This window comes from Geobacillus sp. CAMR5420 (assembly GCF_000691465.1).
Lineage (GTDB): Bacteria > Bacillota > Bacilli > Bacillales > Anoxybacillaceae > Geobacillus > Geobacillus thermoleovorans.
This window is the reverse complement of the sequence record NZ_JHUS01000001.1, coordinates 1-14,693: the sequence shown is the minus strand read 5'-3', so window position 1 is coordinate 14,693 and position 14,693 is coordinate 1. Positions and strand designations below refer to the sequence as shown.

The 14,693-nt window shown below is 50.9% G+C and carries 15 protein-coding genes and 1 rRNA gene; 1 reads left to right on the top strand and 15 read right to left on the bottom strand.

The window, feature by feature from the left end; translation table 11 throughout:
* Positions 1-142: 142 nt before the first annotated feature.
* The 6 genes from yabG to metG all read right to left on the bottom strand — a co-directional run bounded on the left by yabG (position 143) and on the right by metG (position 7,142).
* Positions 143-1,042: a sporulation peptidase YabG gene (gene yabG / locus DI44_RS16740; protein WP_014194570.1), complete on the bottom strand. Its 900-nt coding sequence runs from the start codon at positions 1,040-1,042 to the stop codon at positions 143-145.
* A gap of 139 nt (positions 1,043-1,181) precedes the next feature.
* Positions 1,182-2,063, bottom strand: a complete 882-nt coding sequence (rsmA, locus tag DI44_RS16745) for a 16S rRNA (adenine(1518)-N(6)/adenine(1519)-N(6))-dimethyltransferase RsmA (RefSeq protein ID WP_033024464.1) — start codon at positions 2,061-2,063, stop codon at positions 1,182-1,184.
* Positions 2,056-2,619, bottom strand: a complete 564-nt coding sequence (gene rnmV, locus DI44_RS16750; RefSeq protein ID WP_014194568.1) for a ribonuclease M5 — start codon at positions 2,617-2,619, stop codon at positions 2,056-2,058. Before rnmV ends, rsmA begins: the two co-directional genes overlap by 8 nt.
* 257 nt (positions 2,620-2,876) lie before the next feature.
* Positions 2,877-4,082 carry a G5 and 3D domain-containing protein gene (locus DI44_RS16755; protein WP_033024462.1) on the bottom strand — a complete coding sequence of 402 codons (1,206 nt, stop codon included), beginning with the start codon at positions 4,080-4,082 and terminating at the stop codon, positions 2,877-2,879.
* A 200-nt stretch (positions 4,083-4,282) separates the two neighbouring features.
* Positions 4,283-5,053 carry a TatD family hydrolase gene (locus tag DI44_RS16760; RefSeq protein ID WP_013143959.1) on the bottom strand — a complete coding sequence of 257 codons (771 nt, stop codon included), beginning with the start codon at positions 5,051-5,053 and terminating at the stop codon, positions 4,283-4,285.
* Positions 5,054-5,189: 136 nt separating this feature from the next.
* Positions 5,190-7,142, bottom strand: coding sequence for a methionine--tRNA ligase (gene metG, locus DI44_RS16765; protein ID WP_014194565.1), 1,953 nt, complete (start codon positions 7,140-7,142; stop codon positions 5,190-5,192).
* A gap of 395 nt (positions 7,143-7,537) precedes the next feature.
* On the opposite strand from metG, the gene DI44_RS16770 reads away from it, so the two are divergent.
* Positions 7,538-7,837 (top strand): AbrB/MazE/SpoVT family DNA-binding domain-containing protein, encoded by a 300-nt coding sequence (locus tag DI44_RS16770; protein WP_011229546.1) that lies wholly within the window; start codon positions 7,538-7,540, stop codon positions 7,835-7,837.
* 16 nt (positions 7,838-7,853) lie between these two features.
* Here the strand turns inward: DI44_RS16770 and rsmI are convergent, their stop codons facing one another.
* The 9 genes from rsmI to rrf all read right to left on the bottom strand — a co-directional run bounded on the left by rsmI (position 7,854) and on the right by rrf (position 14,621).
* The gene (gene rsmI / locus DI44_RS16775; protein ID WP_033024461.1) at positions 7,854-8,765 is read right to left on the bottom strand and encodes a 16S rRNA (cytidine(1402)-2'-O)-methyltransferase; all 912 of its coding nucleotides are present in this window, start codon (positions 8,763-8,765) and stop codon (positions 7,854-7,856) included.
* Between the two features lie 15 nt (positions 8,766-8,780).
* Positions 8,781-9,530, bottom strand: coding sequence for a tRNA1(Val) (adenine(37)-N6)-methyltransferase (locus DI44_RS16780; RefSeq protein ID WP_014194562.1), 750 nt, complete (start codon positions 9,528-9,530; stop codon positions 8,781-8,783).
* 60 nt (positions 9,531-9,590) lie between these two features.
* Positions 9,591-9,953: a DNA replication initiation control protein YabA gene (yabA, locus tag DI44_RS16785; RefSeq protein WP_011229543.1), complete on the bottom strand. Its 363-nt coding sequence runs from the start codon at positions 9,951-9,953 to the stop codon at positions 9,591-9,593.
* A 15-nt stretch (positions 9,954-9,968) separates the two neighbouring features.
* The gene (locus tag DI44_RS16790) at positions 9,969-10,796 is read right to left on the bottom strand and encodes a stage 0 sporulation family protein (RefSeq protein ID WP_012820432.1); all 828 of its coding nucleotides are present in this window, start codon (positions 10,794-10,796) and stop codon (positions 9,969-9,971) included.
* A gap of 14 nt (positions 10,797-10,810) precedes the next feature.
* Positions 10,811-11,803, bottom strand: a complete 993-nt coding sequence (holB, locus tag DI44_RS16795) for a DNA polymerase III subunit delta' (RefSeq protein WP_021322628.1) — start codon at positions 11,801-11,803, stop codon at positions 10,811-10,813.
* 79 nt (positions 11,804-11,882) lie between these two features.
* Positions 11,883-12,515 (bottom strand): dTMP kinase, encoded by a 633-nt coding sequence (gene tmk, locus DI44_RS16800; RefSeq protein WP_014194560.1) that lies wholly within the window; start codon positions 12,513-12,515, stop codon positions 11,883-11,885.
* Between the two features lie 26 nt (positions 12,516-12,541).
* Complete coding sequence (locus DI44_RS16805; RefSeq protein WP_025039043.1) at positions 12,542-13,975, bottom strand: aminotransferase class I/II-fold pyridoxal phosphate-dependent enzyme; 1,434 nt, start codon at positions 13,973-13,975, stop codon at positions 12,542-12,544.
* A gap of 170 nt (positions 13,976-14,145) precedes the next feature.
* Positions 14,146-14,352 carry a sigma factor G inhibitor Gin gene (locus tag DI44_RS16810; RefSeq protein WP_011229538.1) on the bottom strand — a complete coding sequence of 69 codons (207 nt, stop codon included), beginning with the start codon at positions 14,350-14,352 and terminating at the stop codon, positions 14,146-14,148.
* Positions 14,353-14,504: 152 nt separating this feature from the next.
* A 5S ribosomal RNA gene (gene rrf, locus DI44_RS16815) occupies positions 14,505-14,621 on the bottom strand.
* Positions 14,622-14,693 lie beyond the last annotated feature (72 nt).

Below are 14,693 nucleotides of genomic sequence, written 5' to 3'. Positions count from 1 at the left end.
TATCTAAAGTCAAAAAATAAAAATTATATCAGGGCATTTTTATTTCTGTCAATGTATATTTTTCTACAATATCCTTCTTTTTATGTGTGATGTGGAACTTTTTTGTAAAAAAATGCGACGGACGTATAGAAAAAACCGCCCATCAACTGCGGCGGTTTTCCTCTCGATTCTCAATGAGGCGAAACGGCATCCCGGTGCGGAGCACGCCTTTCGTTTCCACCCCACCAAGCCCCTTTTCCCCAGTTAACGTGTTGCGCAACACATCCCATACGTCGACCGTTTCGGTGAACGGGGTGAAGCTGAGGCGCGAAACGATATAGACGGGGTCCAGAGCATGAATGTTCACCCGCGCTGGTGAACTAGCAAAATTCGCCCCAGCGCGGATGAGCGACTCAAAGTGCGACTGGCAGGCGCCGGCGAAAATGATCAGTTGGTCCAAATGGGGCACTTTTTTGCGCGCCTCTTTCACCGTTTGCACAAAATGGCGCGAATGGCGGTACGCTTTTAACTCATGCACCTTTCCTTTTGACTTCGAATACGAATCATGCCCGGTGATGACTAAAATATCAGGGCGAAACTGCTCGATCCAGTAGCCAACTTTTTCCGGCATTTCGCTTTCCTCGCAGTAAATGCCGTGCACCGGCACGCCGATCCGCTCATACAAATCCATACATTTGCGCAAATATAACGGGTCGCCATCCAAATGAAGAACGCGCCCCGGAATTTGAAAAAAATCTTTCTCCACCCGGTATCCGCCGGTCGCCCGATATTCGACTTTTTGCTTGATCGCCTGATAATCTTGGCGAAAAAGCCGATACGATTGTTCGATCAGCTCGATTTCCCGCTTTTTCCGTTCCTGTTGCTCCTGCTCATCGATGACGACTAAATCGCTGCACGGAGCGTCCGCGACGAGGCGCACGTCTTCACCATACAAAATCGCTTCCCACTCGCCGTTTTTTTCTTTAATATCAATCACTCGGAACAATAAATCACATTGGTAAGACTTGCGGGCGACAATATCGCCGATTTTAATGACGTCCATCACCGCTCACTCCATTGCATAATCGTTGTCATCCATACGATATGCACGTGCGGACAATAGGTGATAGACGCCTGTTTGGACGGCTTTGGTTGACGAAAAGACCGCTGCCCCCTAGAGGAGCGCTTTCTTTACGACTCCTTCATTTGCCGAAAAGCGGTGCCAACGCGTTGCTTAATGAAGCAAACTCAGCGATGTCAAGCGTCTCTCCGCGGCGGCGCGGGTCAATGCCCAAAGCAACGAGCACTCGTTCAATTTTCTCTTTGTTCTCTTTTCCTCCCGGCAAATTGTTTGTTAAGTTGTTGAACAGCGTTTTGCGGCGCTGGGCGAAGCTTGCCCGCACCACTTGGAAAAACACGCCCTCATCGTCGACAACAACAGGCGGATGCTGCCGCTTTACGAGCCGGATGACAGCAGAATCAACGTTCGGCTGCGGCATAAAGACGGTGCGCGGCACCGTCATGACGACTTCCGCTTCGGTATAATACTGCACAGCGATCGTCAGCGAGCCGTAATCTTTTGTCCCTGGCTTAGCGGCAAGACGGTCGGCGACTTCTTTTTGCAGCATGACGACCATGCCTCGGATCGGCAACCGCTCGGTAAGCAGCTTCATAATGATCGGTGTCGTCACATAATAAGGTAAGTTGGCGACGACCATCCGGTCGCTTACATCAGCCAGTTCCTCGGCGATGACGGCATGCAAGTCGGCCTTTAATACATCTTGGTGAAAGATGCGCACATTGTCATAAGGAGACAGCGTGTCGGCCAAAATGGGCAACAGTCGGCCGTCGATTTCGAAAGCGACGACTTTTTTCGCCCGTCGCGCCAATTGTTCCGTCAACGCTCCGATGCCCGGTCCGATTTCAATCGCTCCTGTATCAGGGGAGATGTCGGCAACATCCACGATTTTCCGCAAAATGTTCGCATCGATCAAAAAGTTTTGCCCAAGGCTCTTTTTAAACGAAAAGCCATATCGCTCCAAAATTTCTTTCGTCCGCCGCGGTGTTGCAATATCTTTATACATCGTCTGCCTCCTCCTGCATCACGTGCGCTAACGCGGCATAAAAAGCATCACGGGAAATGCGGAACACTTGCAGCCGCTTATGAAACTGCCGACCGTTCGCATAGCCGATTTTCAGCTCCTCGCCGAGACGCTGCCGCCGCCGGCGCGCCATCGCACCGCCGATCAACCCAGCCTCGATCAGTTCAGCAAACGTAATTTCTTCCTTCCAATCCGACGCCTCTTCATACACGTTGGCGAGCGCCCGACGGATTTCGTCAGGGGACGCGTGCTCAACCCCGATGCCCTTGCCGTTTTTCGCTTTGGCTGCCTCGCGCGGCAAAAAGGCATGCTTGCACCCCGGCACCTGTTCGGCAATCGTGCGGCGAATTTTTTCGCCGGGAAAATCGGGATCGGTAAAAATGATCACGCCGCGGCGCTCTTTCGCCAGCTTGATCCGCTCAATGACATCCGCGCCCACTGCTGCTCCGTTTGTCTCGATTGTATCGGCATCGACGGCGCGCCGGATCGCCGCCGTATCATCTTTTCCTTCCACAACGATCACTTCTTTGATCTTCATCCTCCCATTGCAGAAACAACGGAATCGTCTCTTTTTCCTATTTCTGCAATGCCTCCTTTCCGGTAAAATCAAAAGTAAGGCGAATCATCGCCGAAAGCCGCTTCATTCCCTTATTATTTTTTGAATTTCGCTGAAACTTTTTTTCCGTTTGCATCGTCTAATTTAGTAGAAACGGCGCGCATTGTCGCGGCACAATGCCATTATAGCGAAAAAAAGCAGAGGGAAAAAACCCTCCGCTTCGTTCTCCCATCGCATCTCTATGGCAATACCCGTATTTTCACGCGCTTTCTGCCCCAACGAAACGCATCCGATCGTTCCGGGAAAAACACATCAATTTTATATCCGCGGATGCCTGAGCCGGTGTCAGCGGCAATGGCATATCCGTATCCTTCCACATACACTTTCGACCCAAGGGGGATGATGGACGGGTCGACCGCAATCACTTTAGCGGAAGGATTTTTGCGCAAGTTGATGCCCGTGCTTGTTATGCCTGAACAGCCTGCACAATAGGCAGTGTAGGCGGTGGCGGTGACGTAAAATTCCTTCGCGGCATGGTCCGAGCCGCGCGAGGACGGGCGGTCGGGCGCGGCAGCTGAGCGCACAGTTTTCGTGCCGATGGCGACAATGCGCGCCTTGCTTTCTTTTAGCGTTTTCGCAGCGATTAGTTTGCGCGCCGTTTCTTTGCCGTTTTCCAATGTCACCTCATACGTTTTTTGAACCATCCCTTTTTCTCCAGGCTGAATGACGCGCCGCTCTCCTTTCGGCAATGAGTCGTCCCGTTTTGTCACCACGGCAAAGTCGACGGGTTCTTCCACTACATCGGTGACTTTTTTTACTCGGACCACACAAATGGTCATCTGTTCTTTGACCATTTCGTGCAAGGAGGGCTCTATCCGATCGAGTTGACCTAGCTGAATCCCTTGCTGCTTCAAAAAGTCAGCGACCGTAGTCGAAGTTGTCCATACCTGCTGTTGTTTACCGCCGACATTGACGTGGACTGGAAACGCCTTTTCAACGCCGATGTCCATGCCTTTTTGAATTTTCGCCGAAAGCGCCGGCGCCACTTTGTCATACGGCCCGACTGCCACGTGCTGCGAACGGAGCAGCTCCGCGACTGTATCGGCTGTCGTCCATATCTTTTTCTTTTTTCCATTGACCGTCAGCGTCACTTCTTTGCTCGCTTCCCAAACGATATGGAGATCGTCGGTGATCGGTGAGTAGAGAGACGGATAAACATAATCTTCTTTGCGCGGTTGAATGTTTTGCTCCGCAAGCAGCTCTTTCACCGTTTTCGCATGAGTGCGAATTTCTTGTTTGTTTCCGTTTTTGATCAGCGTCACATCGTCTTTGGCCATCTCATATCCAGCAACCCCTGTCGTCGCGGAGATGGCGAGAAACCCGCCCGCTGTGACGGTCACGTTTTTCCTCCATAAGTCCAGCCATTTCCTCCCATTCGGCAACATCAGATGAACGCCTCCTTTTTCTACGGAATTCCCCTCTCCCTTTAACATGTACGCACGAGCATACTCTATTATGCAGAAAATTCAGTGAAAAAGGAAGGAAGACTTGTCGACACGCGGTTGGCTCATATCGGCTGAATTTGTAGAATTTTATCGTCTTCGCCGCACCTTCGACAAGCTTCCCCGCTGTTCGACGCCTAATTTTAGCGGTCGATGGCGAACAATTTTTTGGCATTTTCCGCCGTTGTTTCCGCTACTTCGGCAAAAGAAATGTTTTTGATCTGTGCGATCGCTTCGGCAACGTATTTGACATAGCTCGGCTCGTTTCGTTTGCCGCGGAAAGGGTGAGGCGTTAAATATGGACAATCGGTTTCGATCAATAAATGGCTCAGTGGAATCTCCTTCGCCACTTCCTTCGGTTTTTTCGCATTTTTAAACGTGACCGGTCCGCCAAGGGAAATGAGAAAATTCATGTCCATGCACTGTTTGGCCACCTCGACGCTGCCGCTGAAACAATGCATAATCCCGCCGACTTCGGCGGCGTTTTCCTCTTGCAAAATTTTTAAAATATCTGCCGTCGCCTCACGGTTATGAATAATGATCGGCAACTTCACCTTTTTAGCCAGCCGGATTTGCTGCCGGAACACCTCTTGTTGCACGTCTTTCGGCGATTTATCCCAATGGTAGTCAAGCCCCATCTCGCCGAGCGCCACGACTTTCGGGTGAGCGGCGAGCTGTTCAATCATCTGCAAATCATCGTCCGTCATCTCGATCGCATCAACCGGATGCCAGCCAACCGCCGCATAAATAAACGGATACCGCTCGGCCAGCTCGATCGCCCGATCGATCGTCGGACGGTCAAACCCGACGACGACAATGTGTGAAACCCCTTCATCGCGGGCGCGTTCAATGACTTGTTCCAAATCTTCTTCGTATTGGACTGCATTCAAATGTGCGTGCGTATCAAACAGCATACTAATGCCCTCTTTTCCACCTTGATGTTAAGTGTAGCATAGAAATTGGTTACATACGTCACATTTCGTTAACATTTCCATTACAAAATAGCGACAAGGAGGTGTCAAGCGCAACACCCCCCTGCCAAGCAAACCGTTATTTGATTTTCGTTCCATTCGGCACGTGTTGATCAACCGTCGCCAGCGAAAATTCCCCGCCGCTGCCTCCGGCTAGAATCATGCCTTCCGACCATTCGCCGCGAAGCTTGGCTGGTTTTAAATTGGCGACGCAAATGACTTTTTTGCCGACTAGTTCTTCTGGTTTGTAAAACTCAGCAATGCCGGAGATCACTTGCCGCTTCTCGCCGCCAAGGTCAAGCTGAAGCTTCAACAGCTTATCGGCGTTTTTTATCCGTTCGGCATGGATGACTTCAGCGACGCGCAAATCGATTTTGGCGAACTCGTCAATCGAAATTTCCGCCGCCTCCGCTGCTTTTTTTTCCTCTTTTACCGGTTCGGCGGCCGGTTTGCCCCCTTGCATATGCGCCTTAATGTACTCCACTTCCGCTTCGATGTCGAGGCGCGGGAAGAGCGGTTCTCCCTTTTGCACTTTTGTCCCTTCCGGAATGAGGCCGAAATCGTACAAGCTGTCCCATTCTTTTAATGAATGATCAGTGATGCCGAGCTGAGCGAACATGCGCTCCGGCGTGCGCGTCAAAAACGGCTGGAGCAGCACCGCCGTATGGCGAAGCGATTCAGCCAAGTGGGTCATGACGGCGGCAAGCTCATCCCGTTTCTGTTCGTCTTTCGCCAATACCCATGGCTGCGTTTCATCGATGTATTTGTTCGTCCGGCTAATCAACTGCCAAACAGCGGCGAGCGCGACGGAAAACTCCATTCCCTCCATCGCTTCTTCATATTGACGCACCACTTCGCGCGCCGTTTGCGCCAACTCTTGGTCAAACGGTGTTTTCGGCCCGCGGTATGGCGGAATAACGCCGTCGAAATATTTCTCGATCATCGCCACAGTACGGTGCAACAAGTTGCCTAAGTCGTTGGCCAAGTCATAGTTGATGCGCTCAATAAATCCTTCCGGCGTAAACACGCCATCAGCGCCGAACGGCACTTCCCGCAGCAAATAATAGCGGAGCGCATCAAGCCCATACCGGTCGATGAGCGTCACCGGGTCGACGACATTTCCTTTCGATTTGGACATTTTTCCATCCTTCATCAGCAACCAGCCATGGCCGAATACTTTTTTCGGCAACGGCAAGCCGAGCGCCATCAACATAATCGGCCAATAAATCGTATGGAAACGGACGATTTCTTTGCCGACCAAATGGACGTCCGCCGGCCAATATTTGCGGAACTTTTCATCGTTGTCCGTGCCGTAGCCGAGCGCTGTGATATAGTTGGCAAGCGCGTCGATCCAGACATAGATGACATGCTTCGGATTGCCTGGCACTTTAATGCCCCAATCGAACGTCGTCCGGGACACAGCCAAATCCTCAAGCCCCGGCTTAATGAAGTTGTTGATCATCTCATTTTTCCGCGATTCCGGTTGGATAAAATCGGGATTTTCTTCGTAATATTGCAACAAGCGGTCGACATATTTGCTCATCCGGAAGAAATAGGACTCTTCTTTCACTTTCTCAACAGGCCGGCCGCAGTCCGGACAGTTGCCGTCCACAAGCTGCCGCTCAGTGTAAAACGATTCGCACGGCGTACAATACCAGCCTTCATATTCGCCCAAATAAATATCGCCTTGTTCGACAAGACGGGTGAAAATTTGTTCGACGACTTTTTTATGCCGCTCCTGCGTTGTGCGAATAAAATCGTCGTAGGAAATGTCGAGCTTCTTCCATAGCTCCTGAATGCCAGCGACGATCTCATCGACGTATTGCTGCGGCGTTACTCCTTTTTCTTCCGCCTTGCGCTGAATTTTTTGCCCATGCTCATCGGTGCCGGTCAAATACATGACATCGTAGCCGCGCATCCGTTTATAGCGAGCCATGGCGTCCCCCGCCACCGTTGTGTAAGCATGACCGATATGCAGGCGGTCGCTCGGGTAATAAATCGGCGTCGTCAAATAAAACGTTTTTTTCTCCATCGGTTAGGCCCTCCCTCGTACTGTTGAGCACAAAAGCCCCCGTCCGGCGACGAGAGCGGCGTTACTTCTATTTTACATAATTTTTTCATTCTACAAAAACATCTATTTCTCGTGGGCTGAAAAAATATACCCAAACCGGCAAAAATACGGCCGCGTTTTCAGCCATCGCTGCGAATTTGTTATACAAGGATAGAGTTTAGATGGGCAAATTCATTCGTTTTCTCCTTTCTTTCTAAACAAACTTTTTTTGAAATAACAATATACATTTTTTTTAAATTTTACATATTAAAGGATTGACGCTTAATGGAAACACTGATATGATTAGGTTGTAGGAAATTTGTCGAATATTGACGAATAAACGACAAAAAACTTTTTTGCGGAGAGGAGAATCGACGATGAAATCGACAGGGATCGTGCGTAAAGTCGATGAGTTAGGCCGCGTCGTCATTCCAATTGAGCTGCGACGTACGTTGGATATTAACGAAAAAGATGCGTTGGAAATTTATGTTGACGATGACCGCATCATTTTGAAAAAGTATAAGCCGAACATGACGTGTGTCGTCACCGGCGAAGTGTCGGACGACAACTTCAAACTGGCCGGCGGCAAAATCATTTTAAGCCGCGAAGGCGCAGAAATTTTGCTGCAGGAGATCCAACAGCATCTAGAAGCAGCAACAGACAAAGAAAAAGAATAAAAAAGTTTCTCTGGCTTCAGAGAAACTCTTTTTTTTCTTCTTCTTGCTGTTGATGATACTGCCGATAAACGTCGCGTTTCGACATATTTCGATCACTGGCCGCCTGTTTCACCGCCTCCTTGACGGAAAGGTTGTGCTCGCGAATATAATAATCGACATGTTCGACAAGCGAAAGCGGCTGCCACCATTCCTCTCCCTCTTGCTCTTGTTTATTCCCGTCTCGCGCCCCTTCGACAATGAGGCAAAATTCACCGCGGGTGTCATGTTCTTCCGCCCAGGCGACCGCATCGCTTAAATCGCCGCGGATGAACTCCTCAAACCGTTTCGTCAACTCGCGGCCAAGAGCGATGCGCCGATTGCCGAATATATCATACATAAGAGCGAGCGTTTCTTTCAAGCGGTGGGGCGCCTCATAAAAAATTAACGTCTCCGCCGCTGTTTTTAATGACAGCAGCTGCTCTTTTTTCTCTTTTTTCGCCCGTTCCAAAAAGCCGACAAACAAAAAGCGGTCCGTGGGCAGCCCGGAGGCGACAAGCGCTGTCAATGCCGCGTTCGCTCCAGGAAGAGGGACGACGCGGCAGCGCTCGGCAAGCGCCGCAACAATAAGCTCATAACCCGGATCGGAAATGCCGGGCATCCCGGCGTCGCTCACCAATGCCACCGTTTTTCCTTCCTTCAGCCATTCGACAAGCTGCCGGCCGCTCGCGTATTTATTATGCTCATGGTAGCTGACGAGCGGCGTATGAATGCCGAAATGGGCGAGCAGCTTTTTCGTCTGCCTTGTGTCCTCGGCGGCGATGACGTCAGCTTCCTGAAGCGTCCTAACCGCACGAAACGTCATATCCTCCAAATTGCCGATCGGCGTCGGCACGATGTACAGTGTCCCTTGCTCCGTTTGTTCGGTAAAACTTTTTTGCTGCCAAAGCATCCTTGTTCCGCCCCTTTAAGATGAAATAATGCCATATAAGATCCGCTTCGTCTCCTCAGTATATTCGTTATTCTCATTATACACGACAAGCGGAGGCAACACTTTTAAGTCCGGGCTTGCGTCTTTTGTCCCTTCAATTAAAATCATGTTCGCCTCTTTGCCCTCTTTCGGGTACACAAAGCGGAGCCGTTTCGGCTCAAGACGGTATTGGCGCATGAGCGTCACAAGATCAAGCAGCCGCCCGGGCCGGTGGACGAACGCCGCCTTCCCTCCTTGCTTCAACAGCTGGCTGCTGACTCGAATCACATCCTCTAGGGTGCAATAAATTTCATGGCGGGCGATGGCGATATGTTCATTTTTGCTCAGTTCGTCTTTGCCGACTGCCGGAAAATACGGGGGGTTGCACGTGACGACATCGTACCGGCTGTAACCGATCCGTTGCGGCGCTTCTTTAATGTCGCCGTGTATGATCTCGATTTGTCCTTCAAGCCCGTTGTATTGCACGCTTCGCCTCGCCATGTCGCAAAGCCGTTCTTGAATTTCGATGCCGATGATCGTCCCTTTTGTTCGCCGGCTCAACAAGAGGGGAATCACCCCGTTGCCCGTGCACAAATCAACAATCTGCCCCTTTTGAATCGGCATATAGGCAAAATGAGCAAGGAGCACGGCATCAAGGGAAAACGAAAATACAGATGGACTTTGAATGATGCGGAGCTCTTCGTTAAACAAATAATCGAGCCGTTCATCCTCGTACAATTCCACCATGACGCACGATCCTCCATTGAAAAAAATAACCTTTCCGAAACGGAAAGGGTGGCGCTGCCTTTAGTTTTTGTTCAAAAACGACAAGCAAAACAAACAATCGCCCTCGGTGCGAATGCTTCCGTAATGGATGTGACAAATATGAAACCCTTCTTGGTAAAGGCGGGCTAAATTGTCATACCCTTCGCCAATGTCGATGAGTTTTTTGCCATGTTTGTCCCCTTTTCGTTTGCCTTCTTCCCATGCTTCTGACAATTGTTCAAGCCGACGGCGCAAATGAGCATTTTCGATTTGCAGCTGGTGATTCTCTTCTAACAGCTCCGTTACGCGCTGTTTCAGCTGCACCAGCTCGCGGTAAAAATAACTAAGTTGCTCTTCCATATTGGCCACTGATCGAAACACTTCTTTTTTATCTACTTTTTCCACTGGCCCCACCCCAAATTAATCCGCGACGCGAATGGACAACGTCCCGTTTTTCATCAGCTCATCGAGTGTATATTCGACGACCCGTCCGAATTCTGGAAGCTCGATTTGCAACACCCGCTCTAAAATGTTCAAGCCGACGACTTTGCCGAAGCCGTGCGGTGTTTCGACATATTCCCCTAAATCCGGGAGTTGTTCTTTCGCCGTCTCATACTCTTCGTTTTCATATTTCAGGCAACACATCAGCCGGCCGCACAGCCCGGAAATTTTCGTTGGATTGAGCGACAAGTTTTGATCTTTCGCCATTTTGATCGACACCGGTTCAAAATCGCCTAAAAACGTCGAACAGCAAAGCATGCGGCCGCACGGCCCGATGCCGCCAAGCATTTTCGCCTCATCGCGCACCCCGATTTGCCGCAGCTCGATGCGCGTGCGGAAAATCGACGCTAAGTCTTTCACAAGCTCGCGGAAATCGACGCGCCCATCGGCAGTGAAATAAAAGATCACTTTATTGCGGTCAAACGTATATTCCACATCGACGAGCTTCATTTCCAGCCCGTGCTCCTCCACTTTGCGCAAGCAAATGTCATACGCCTCGCGCGCCGCCTTTTTGTTTTCTTCTACAATCCATTTATCTTTCTCATTCGCCACGCGGATCACTTTTTTGAGCGGCAGCACGATGTCGTTTTCGTCGACTTGTTTATTGGCGATGACGACTTTTCCGTACTCAATGCCTCGGACCGTCTCGACAATGACGAATTCGCCGACGGGAATAACGGCATCGCCAGGGTCAAAATAATAAATTTTCCCTGCTTTTTTAAAACGGACGCCGACTACCGTATACAACGGCTCTCCCTCCTTTACCGCTTTAATTGAAGAACGAGCTGCTCAACAAGCAACGCTGTGCTCATATTTGTTGTATTTAAACGCGTTTTCGCTTGTAAAATCGCTTCCATGCCAGCCAAAATCCGCCGCTGCGGGCAAGCAAGCGCCCATCGTTGCAGGCGGTCCAGCTGATCGCGGTATAACACGCCGTCCATCTGCCCGGCTTGAATATGCAATAAATCGCGGTATAAATATAAAAGCAAATCAAGTCCAAGGTCAAGCTGATGGTTTTCCAAAAAATGCGGAAACAAGCGGTCGTGGATGAAAAACAAAAGCTGCAGCTCCGGCTTGCCCAGCATCTCATACCATTGTAGCACTAATGTTCGCGCCTCGGCAAACCAACTATCTTGGGCAAGCGCCAGTGCTTCCTCGAAGCTGTTTGTCAAATGGGCAGCCAACAGCGCCAACGGCAACGGCACGTGCTCCTCGACAAGTCCCTGAGCGAGCTCTGCCGGCGGCAACGGCCGGAACGAAAGCACTTGACAGCGGGAAACGATCGTCCCTAGCAGGCGGTGGTATTGCTCAGTCAGCAATACCGCCACCGTCCCCGGATGCGGCTCTTCCAAAAATTTCAGAAGGCTGTTGGCAGCGCTTGTCGTCATTTGATCGGCGTGCTCAACGATGTACATTTTTTTATCCGACTCGACCGCTGTTTTCGAGAACTCTTGCTGCAGCCATTCGATTTGTTCCTTTTTGATTGATCCTCCGTCTGGGCTGATCACCCGGACGTCAGGGTGGTTGCCGGAGTCGATGCGCCGGCAGTTGCGGCACTCCAGACACGGGGAAACTCCGATTGGGGACAGACAAAACAAACGTTTCGCCAACAACAAACTGGCCGCTTTTTTGCCCGTCCCCCGCTGCCCCTCAAACAAGTACGCATGAGAAATCCGCCCTTTTTCTAAGCCGCTTTGCAGCATTTTCGCCACCACCGGCTGGCGTTTCGCTAGCTGTTCCCATCGCATCGCCATCACTCTTCCTTGATTTCTTATTTCTATTCTATCATGTCCACTAGGAATCATCACGGTCGGATTCATGGAAATGGCGCTGTCATCTTCCTTTCAAACGGGAAAGCACCGCGGCCGTTGTTTCAGCGAATACATCATCAAGCGGGCGGTTCGCGTCGATGACGACAATGCGGTCGGCAAACCGTCTGGCGAGTTCCCGATACCCTTCTCGCACCTTCTCATGAAAAGACAACGTTTCAAGGTCAAGCCGATTCACTTCCCGGCTGCGGTTTCGTCGGATTCGTTCAAGCCCAATTTGCGGATCGATATCAAAATAAATCGTCAGCGACGGCATATACCCATCAATAGCGAACTCATTAATTTTCCATACTTCCTCAATGCCAAGCCCGCGGGCAAATCCCTGGTAGGCGAGGGAACTGTCAACAAACCGGTCGCAAAGGACGACGCACCCAGCCTCAAGCGCCGGCACGATTTTCTCAAGCAAATGCTGCCGGCGCGCCGCCGCATACAAAAGCGCCTCCGTCCGCCCGTCCATTTCCGTATAATCACGGTTTAAAATGATTGAGCGAATCGCCTCGGCAATGCGCACCCCGCCCGGTTCCCTCGTCGCCACGACGTCAATCCCCCGCTCACGCAACAACGACTCCAATTTGCTGATCATCGTCGTTTTGCCAGCTCCTTCCGGTCCTTCAAACGAAAAAAAGCATCCGTTCATCACTCGCGGCATCCTTTCCATCCTTCCTATTCGTATACAACCAGCTGACCATCTTTCAGCCGGCTTCCGCCTTGTATGTGCGCCCGCTGACAAAGAAGCTGGCGGATCTGTTCAATATGGCCGCGGCCGATCCGTTCTCCGACCCACACGAGCGGCACCCCAGGCGGATATGGAATGACCGTTTCCGCCGCTATATGTCCTTCAGCTTCCTCGAGCGCCACAGCTTTTGTCCGCAAATGGCGCAGTTCATTATACGGGACTAAAACCGATAGAAGCGGTCCGAGAAAAGGCGAAGCGTCACACACCGGCGCCTCGCCATCTGGCAAATCGCGCCACGCTCGTTTGATTTTCTCCGCTGCTTCCTGAAGCCGCCCGGTTACCGCCAGCGGGCAAACGAAAAGCACGTTCATTCGATCAGCAAGCTCGACAAACACCCCTTCGCGCTCAAGCCAACGTTGCAGTTCATACCCGGTCAAGGAACAGCGCGTCTGCACCGTTACTTTCAGCGGGTCGGTCTGTACGCCAAAATGGCGGGAACAAACGACTGCCACCCCGTCAATATCGGCCAAGGCTGCTTTAAACTTCTCAATTTCTGCCACGATCGCCGCCGCATCGCTTTTTGAAAGCTGGGCGACATAACTCCGCGCCAAATCGAGCGACGCCATAATCGGGTAAGACGGGCTGCTTGACTGAAACAACTGCAAAAAATATTTCAACCGCTCAAGATCAACCCGCTCGCTGTTTACATGCAAAAACGCTCCCATCGTCATCGCCGGCAACGTTTTATGCGCCGACTGCACGACAACATCGGCGCCATAGCGAAGCGCCGATGTCGGAAAAGGGGGGCCGACAACGAAATGGGCGCCATGCGCCTCATCAACCAGCACCGGAATGCCATGTTCATGAACTAGACGGACGATTTCTGTCAAATCGGCGGCCATTCCATAATAATTTGGGTTCGTCAATACAACCGCAGCAACATCATCATGAAGCGCCAACGCCTCTTTGACCGCTTTAGGACGAATGTGCGAAGCGACACACACATCACGATCAAACTCGGGAGCAAGTAGAACAGGAGTGGCTTCCATGAGTTGCAATGCATGCATCACCGATTTATGGCAATTGCGTTGTACAATCACTTTCTTCCTCTTTCCATCACACACGGCGGCGATCATTGCCAAATTCCCTGCCGTCGAACCGTTCACAAGGAAAAACGTCTCCCTAACGCCATACAGCTCCGCCGCCAGCGCCTGCGCCTCGGCAATCACCGACTCAGGATGATGCAAGTCATCCAAGCCGGAAATTTCCGTCGCATCCAACGCCAACAGCGGCGCAAACATATCTCTCCCTCGTTTCGAAAACAAAGCGCCGTATTTATGTCCCGGCACGTGAAACGAAACCGGGCGGCGCGCCCAATGGTGCACGAGAGCGTCATATAAAGGAGTTTTCGTTTGATCCATCATCATCCTCTTTCCTTGCTGTCTGTCCCAGAACGGCCATCATCCGGGCAGACTGCCGAAATGCATGGGACATGCAGGAGAAACATCAAACATATAGTATCACAAACGCCCGAAAAAACGCACGAGTCGCGTCAATCGCAAATAAAAACAGGCCCAAATGCAGGCCCTGATTACGAGTGAATTTTCGATGTAAACATTTTGCGCAGCTGCCGCACATAAAACGAGTAGTTCGGGTCGTCCGTATTCGTTTGCACAATCGCCCGGTTGCAGTCCAAACAAAGAAAATGGCCAAAAAGGAAAATCCCTTCCTTTTTTTCCTGTTCACAAACGATGCATACATGTTCGCGTTGATTCCGGTCTGCTATTGATGTCCTCACGCTCTCCACCTCCCATCCTCTATGTTTCCCACATTGCTAACATTCTATACTAGTAGATGAAAGGAAGAGAGACATTGAGCGGGTCCTTATCGTTTTTTCCTCAAAAAACGAAAACAGCCAATTGCACCAATGCAACTGGCTGCTCGTTTATTGCCTAGCAGCGACCTACTCTTGCAGGGGCGCTGGCCCCAACTACCATCGGCGCTGGAGGGCTTAACTTCCGTGTTCGGGATGGGAACGGGTGTTTCCCCTCCGCCATAGCCACTAGGCAACAATGGACAAGTCTTGTTATAAGGAAAGTTGACCTGTTGTCAAGACTTTTTCATTCCCTCAAAACTAGA

What these genes read in the sequence shown, in the direction of transcription:
- yabG (WP_014194570.1), bottom strand. Translation starts at nt 1,042, where the DNA reads ATGGACGTCATTAAAATCGGCGATATTGTCGCCCGCAAGTCTTACCAA.
- rsmA (WP_033024464.1), bottom strand. Translation starts at nt 2,063, where the DNA reads ATGTATAAAGATATTGCAACACCGCGGCGGACGAAAGAAATTTTGGAG.
- rnmV (WP_014194568.1), bottom strand. Translation starts at nt 2,619, where the DNA reads ATGAAGATCAAAGAAGTGATCGTTGTGGAAGGAAAAGATGATACGGCG.
- DI44_RS16755 (WP_033024462.1), bottom strand. Translation starts at nt 4,082, where the DNA reads ATGTTGCCGAATGGGAGGAAATGGCTGGACTTATGGAGGAAAAACGTG.
- DI44_RS16760 (WP_013143959.1), bottom strand. Translation starts at nt 5,053, where the DNA reads ATGCTGTTTGATACGCACGCACATTTGAATGCAGTCCAATACGAAGAA.
- metG (WP_014194565.1), bottom strand. Translation starts at nt 7,142, where the DNA reads ATGGAGAAAAAAACGTTTTATTTGACGACGCCGATTTATTACCCGAGC.
- DI44_RS16770 (WP_011229546.1), top strand. Translation starts at nt 7,538, where the DNA reads ATGAAATCGACAGGGATCGTGCGTAAAGTCGATGAGTTAGGCCGCGTC.
- rsmI (WP_033024461.1), bottom strand. Translation starts at nt 8,765, where the DNA reads ATGCTTTGGCAGCAAAAAAGTTTTACCGAACAAACGGAGCAAGGGACA.
- DI44_RS16780 (WP_014194562.1), bottom strand. Translation starts at nt 9,530, where the DNA reads ATGGTGGAATTGTACGAGGATGAACGGCTCGATTATTTGTTTAACGAA.
- holB (WP_021322628.1), bottom strand. Translation starts at nt 11,803, where the DNA reads ATGGCGATGCGATGGGAACAGCTAGCGAAACGCCAGCCGGTGGTGGCG.
- tmk (WP_014194560.1), bottom strand. Translation starts at nt 12,515, where the DNA reads ATGAACGGATGCTTTTTTTCGTTTGAAGGACCGGAAGGAGCTGGCAAA.
- DI44_RS16805 (WP_025039043.1), bottom strand. Translation starts at nt 13,975, where the DNA reads ATGGATCAAACGAAAACTCCTTTATATGACGCTCTCGTGCACCATTGG.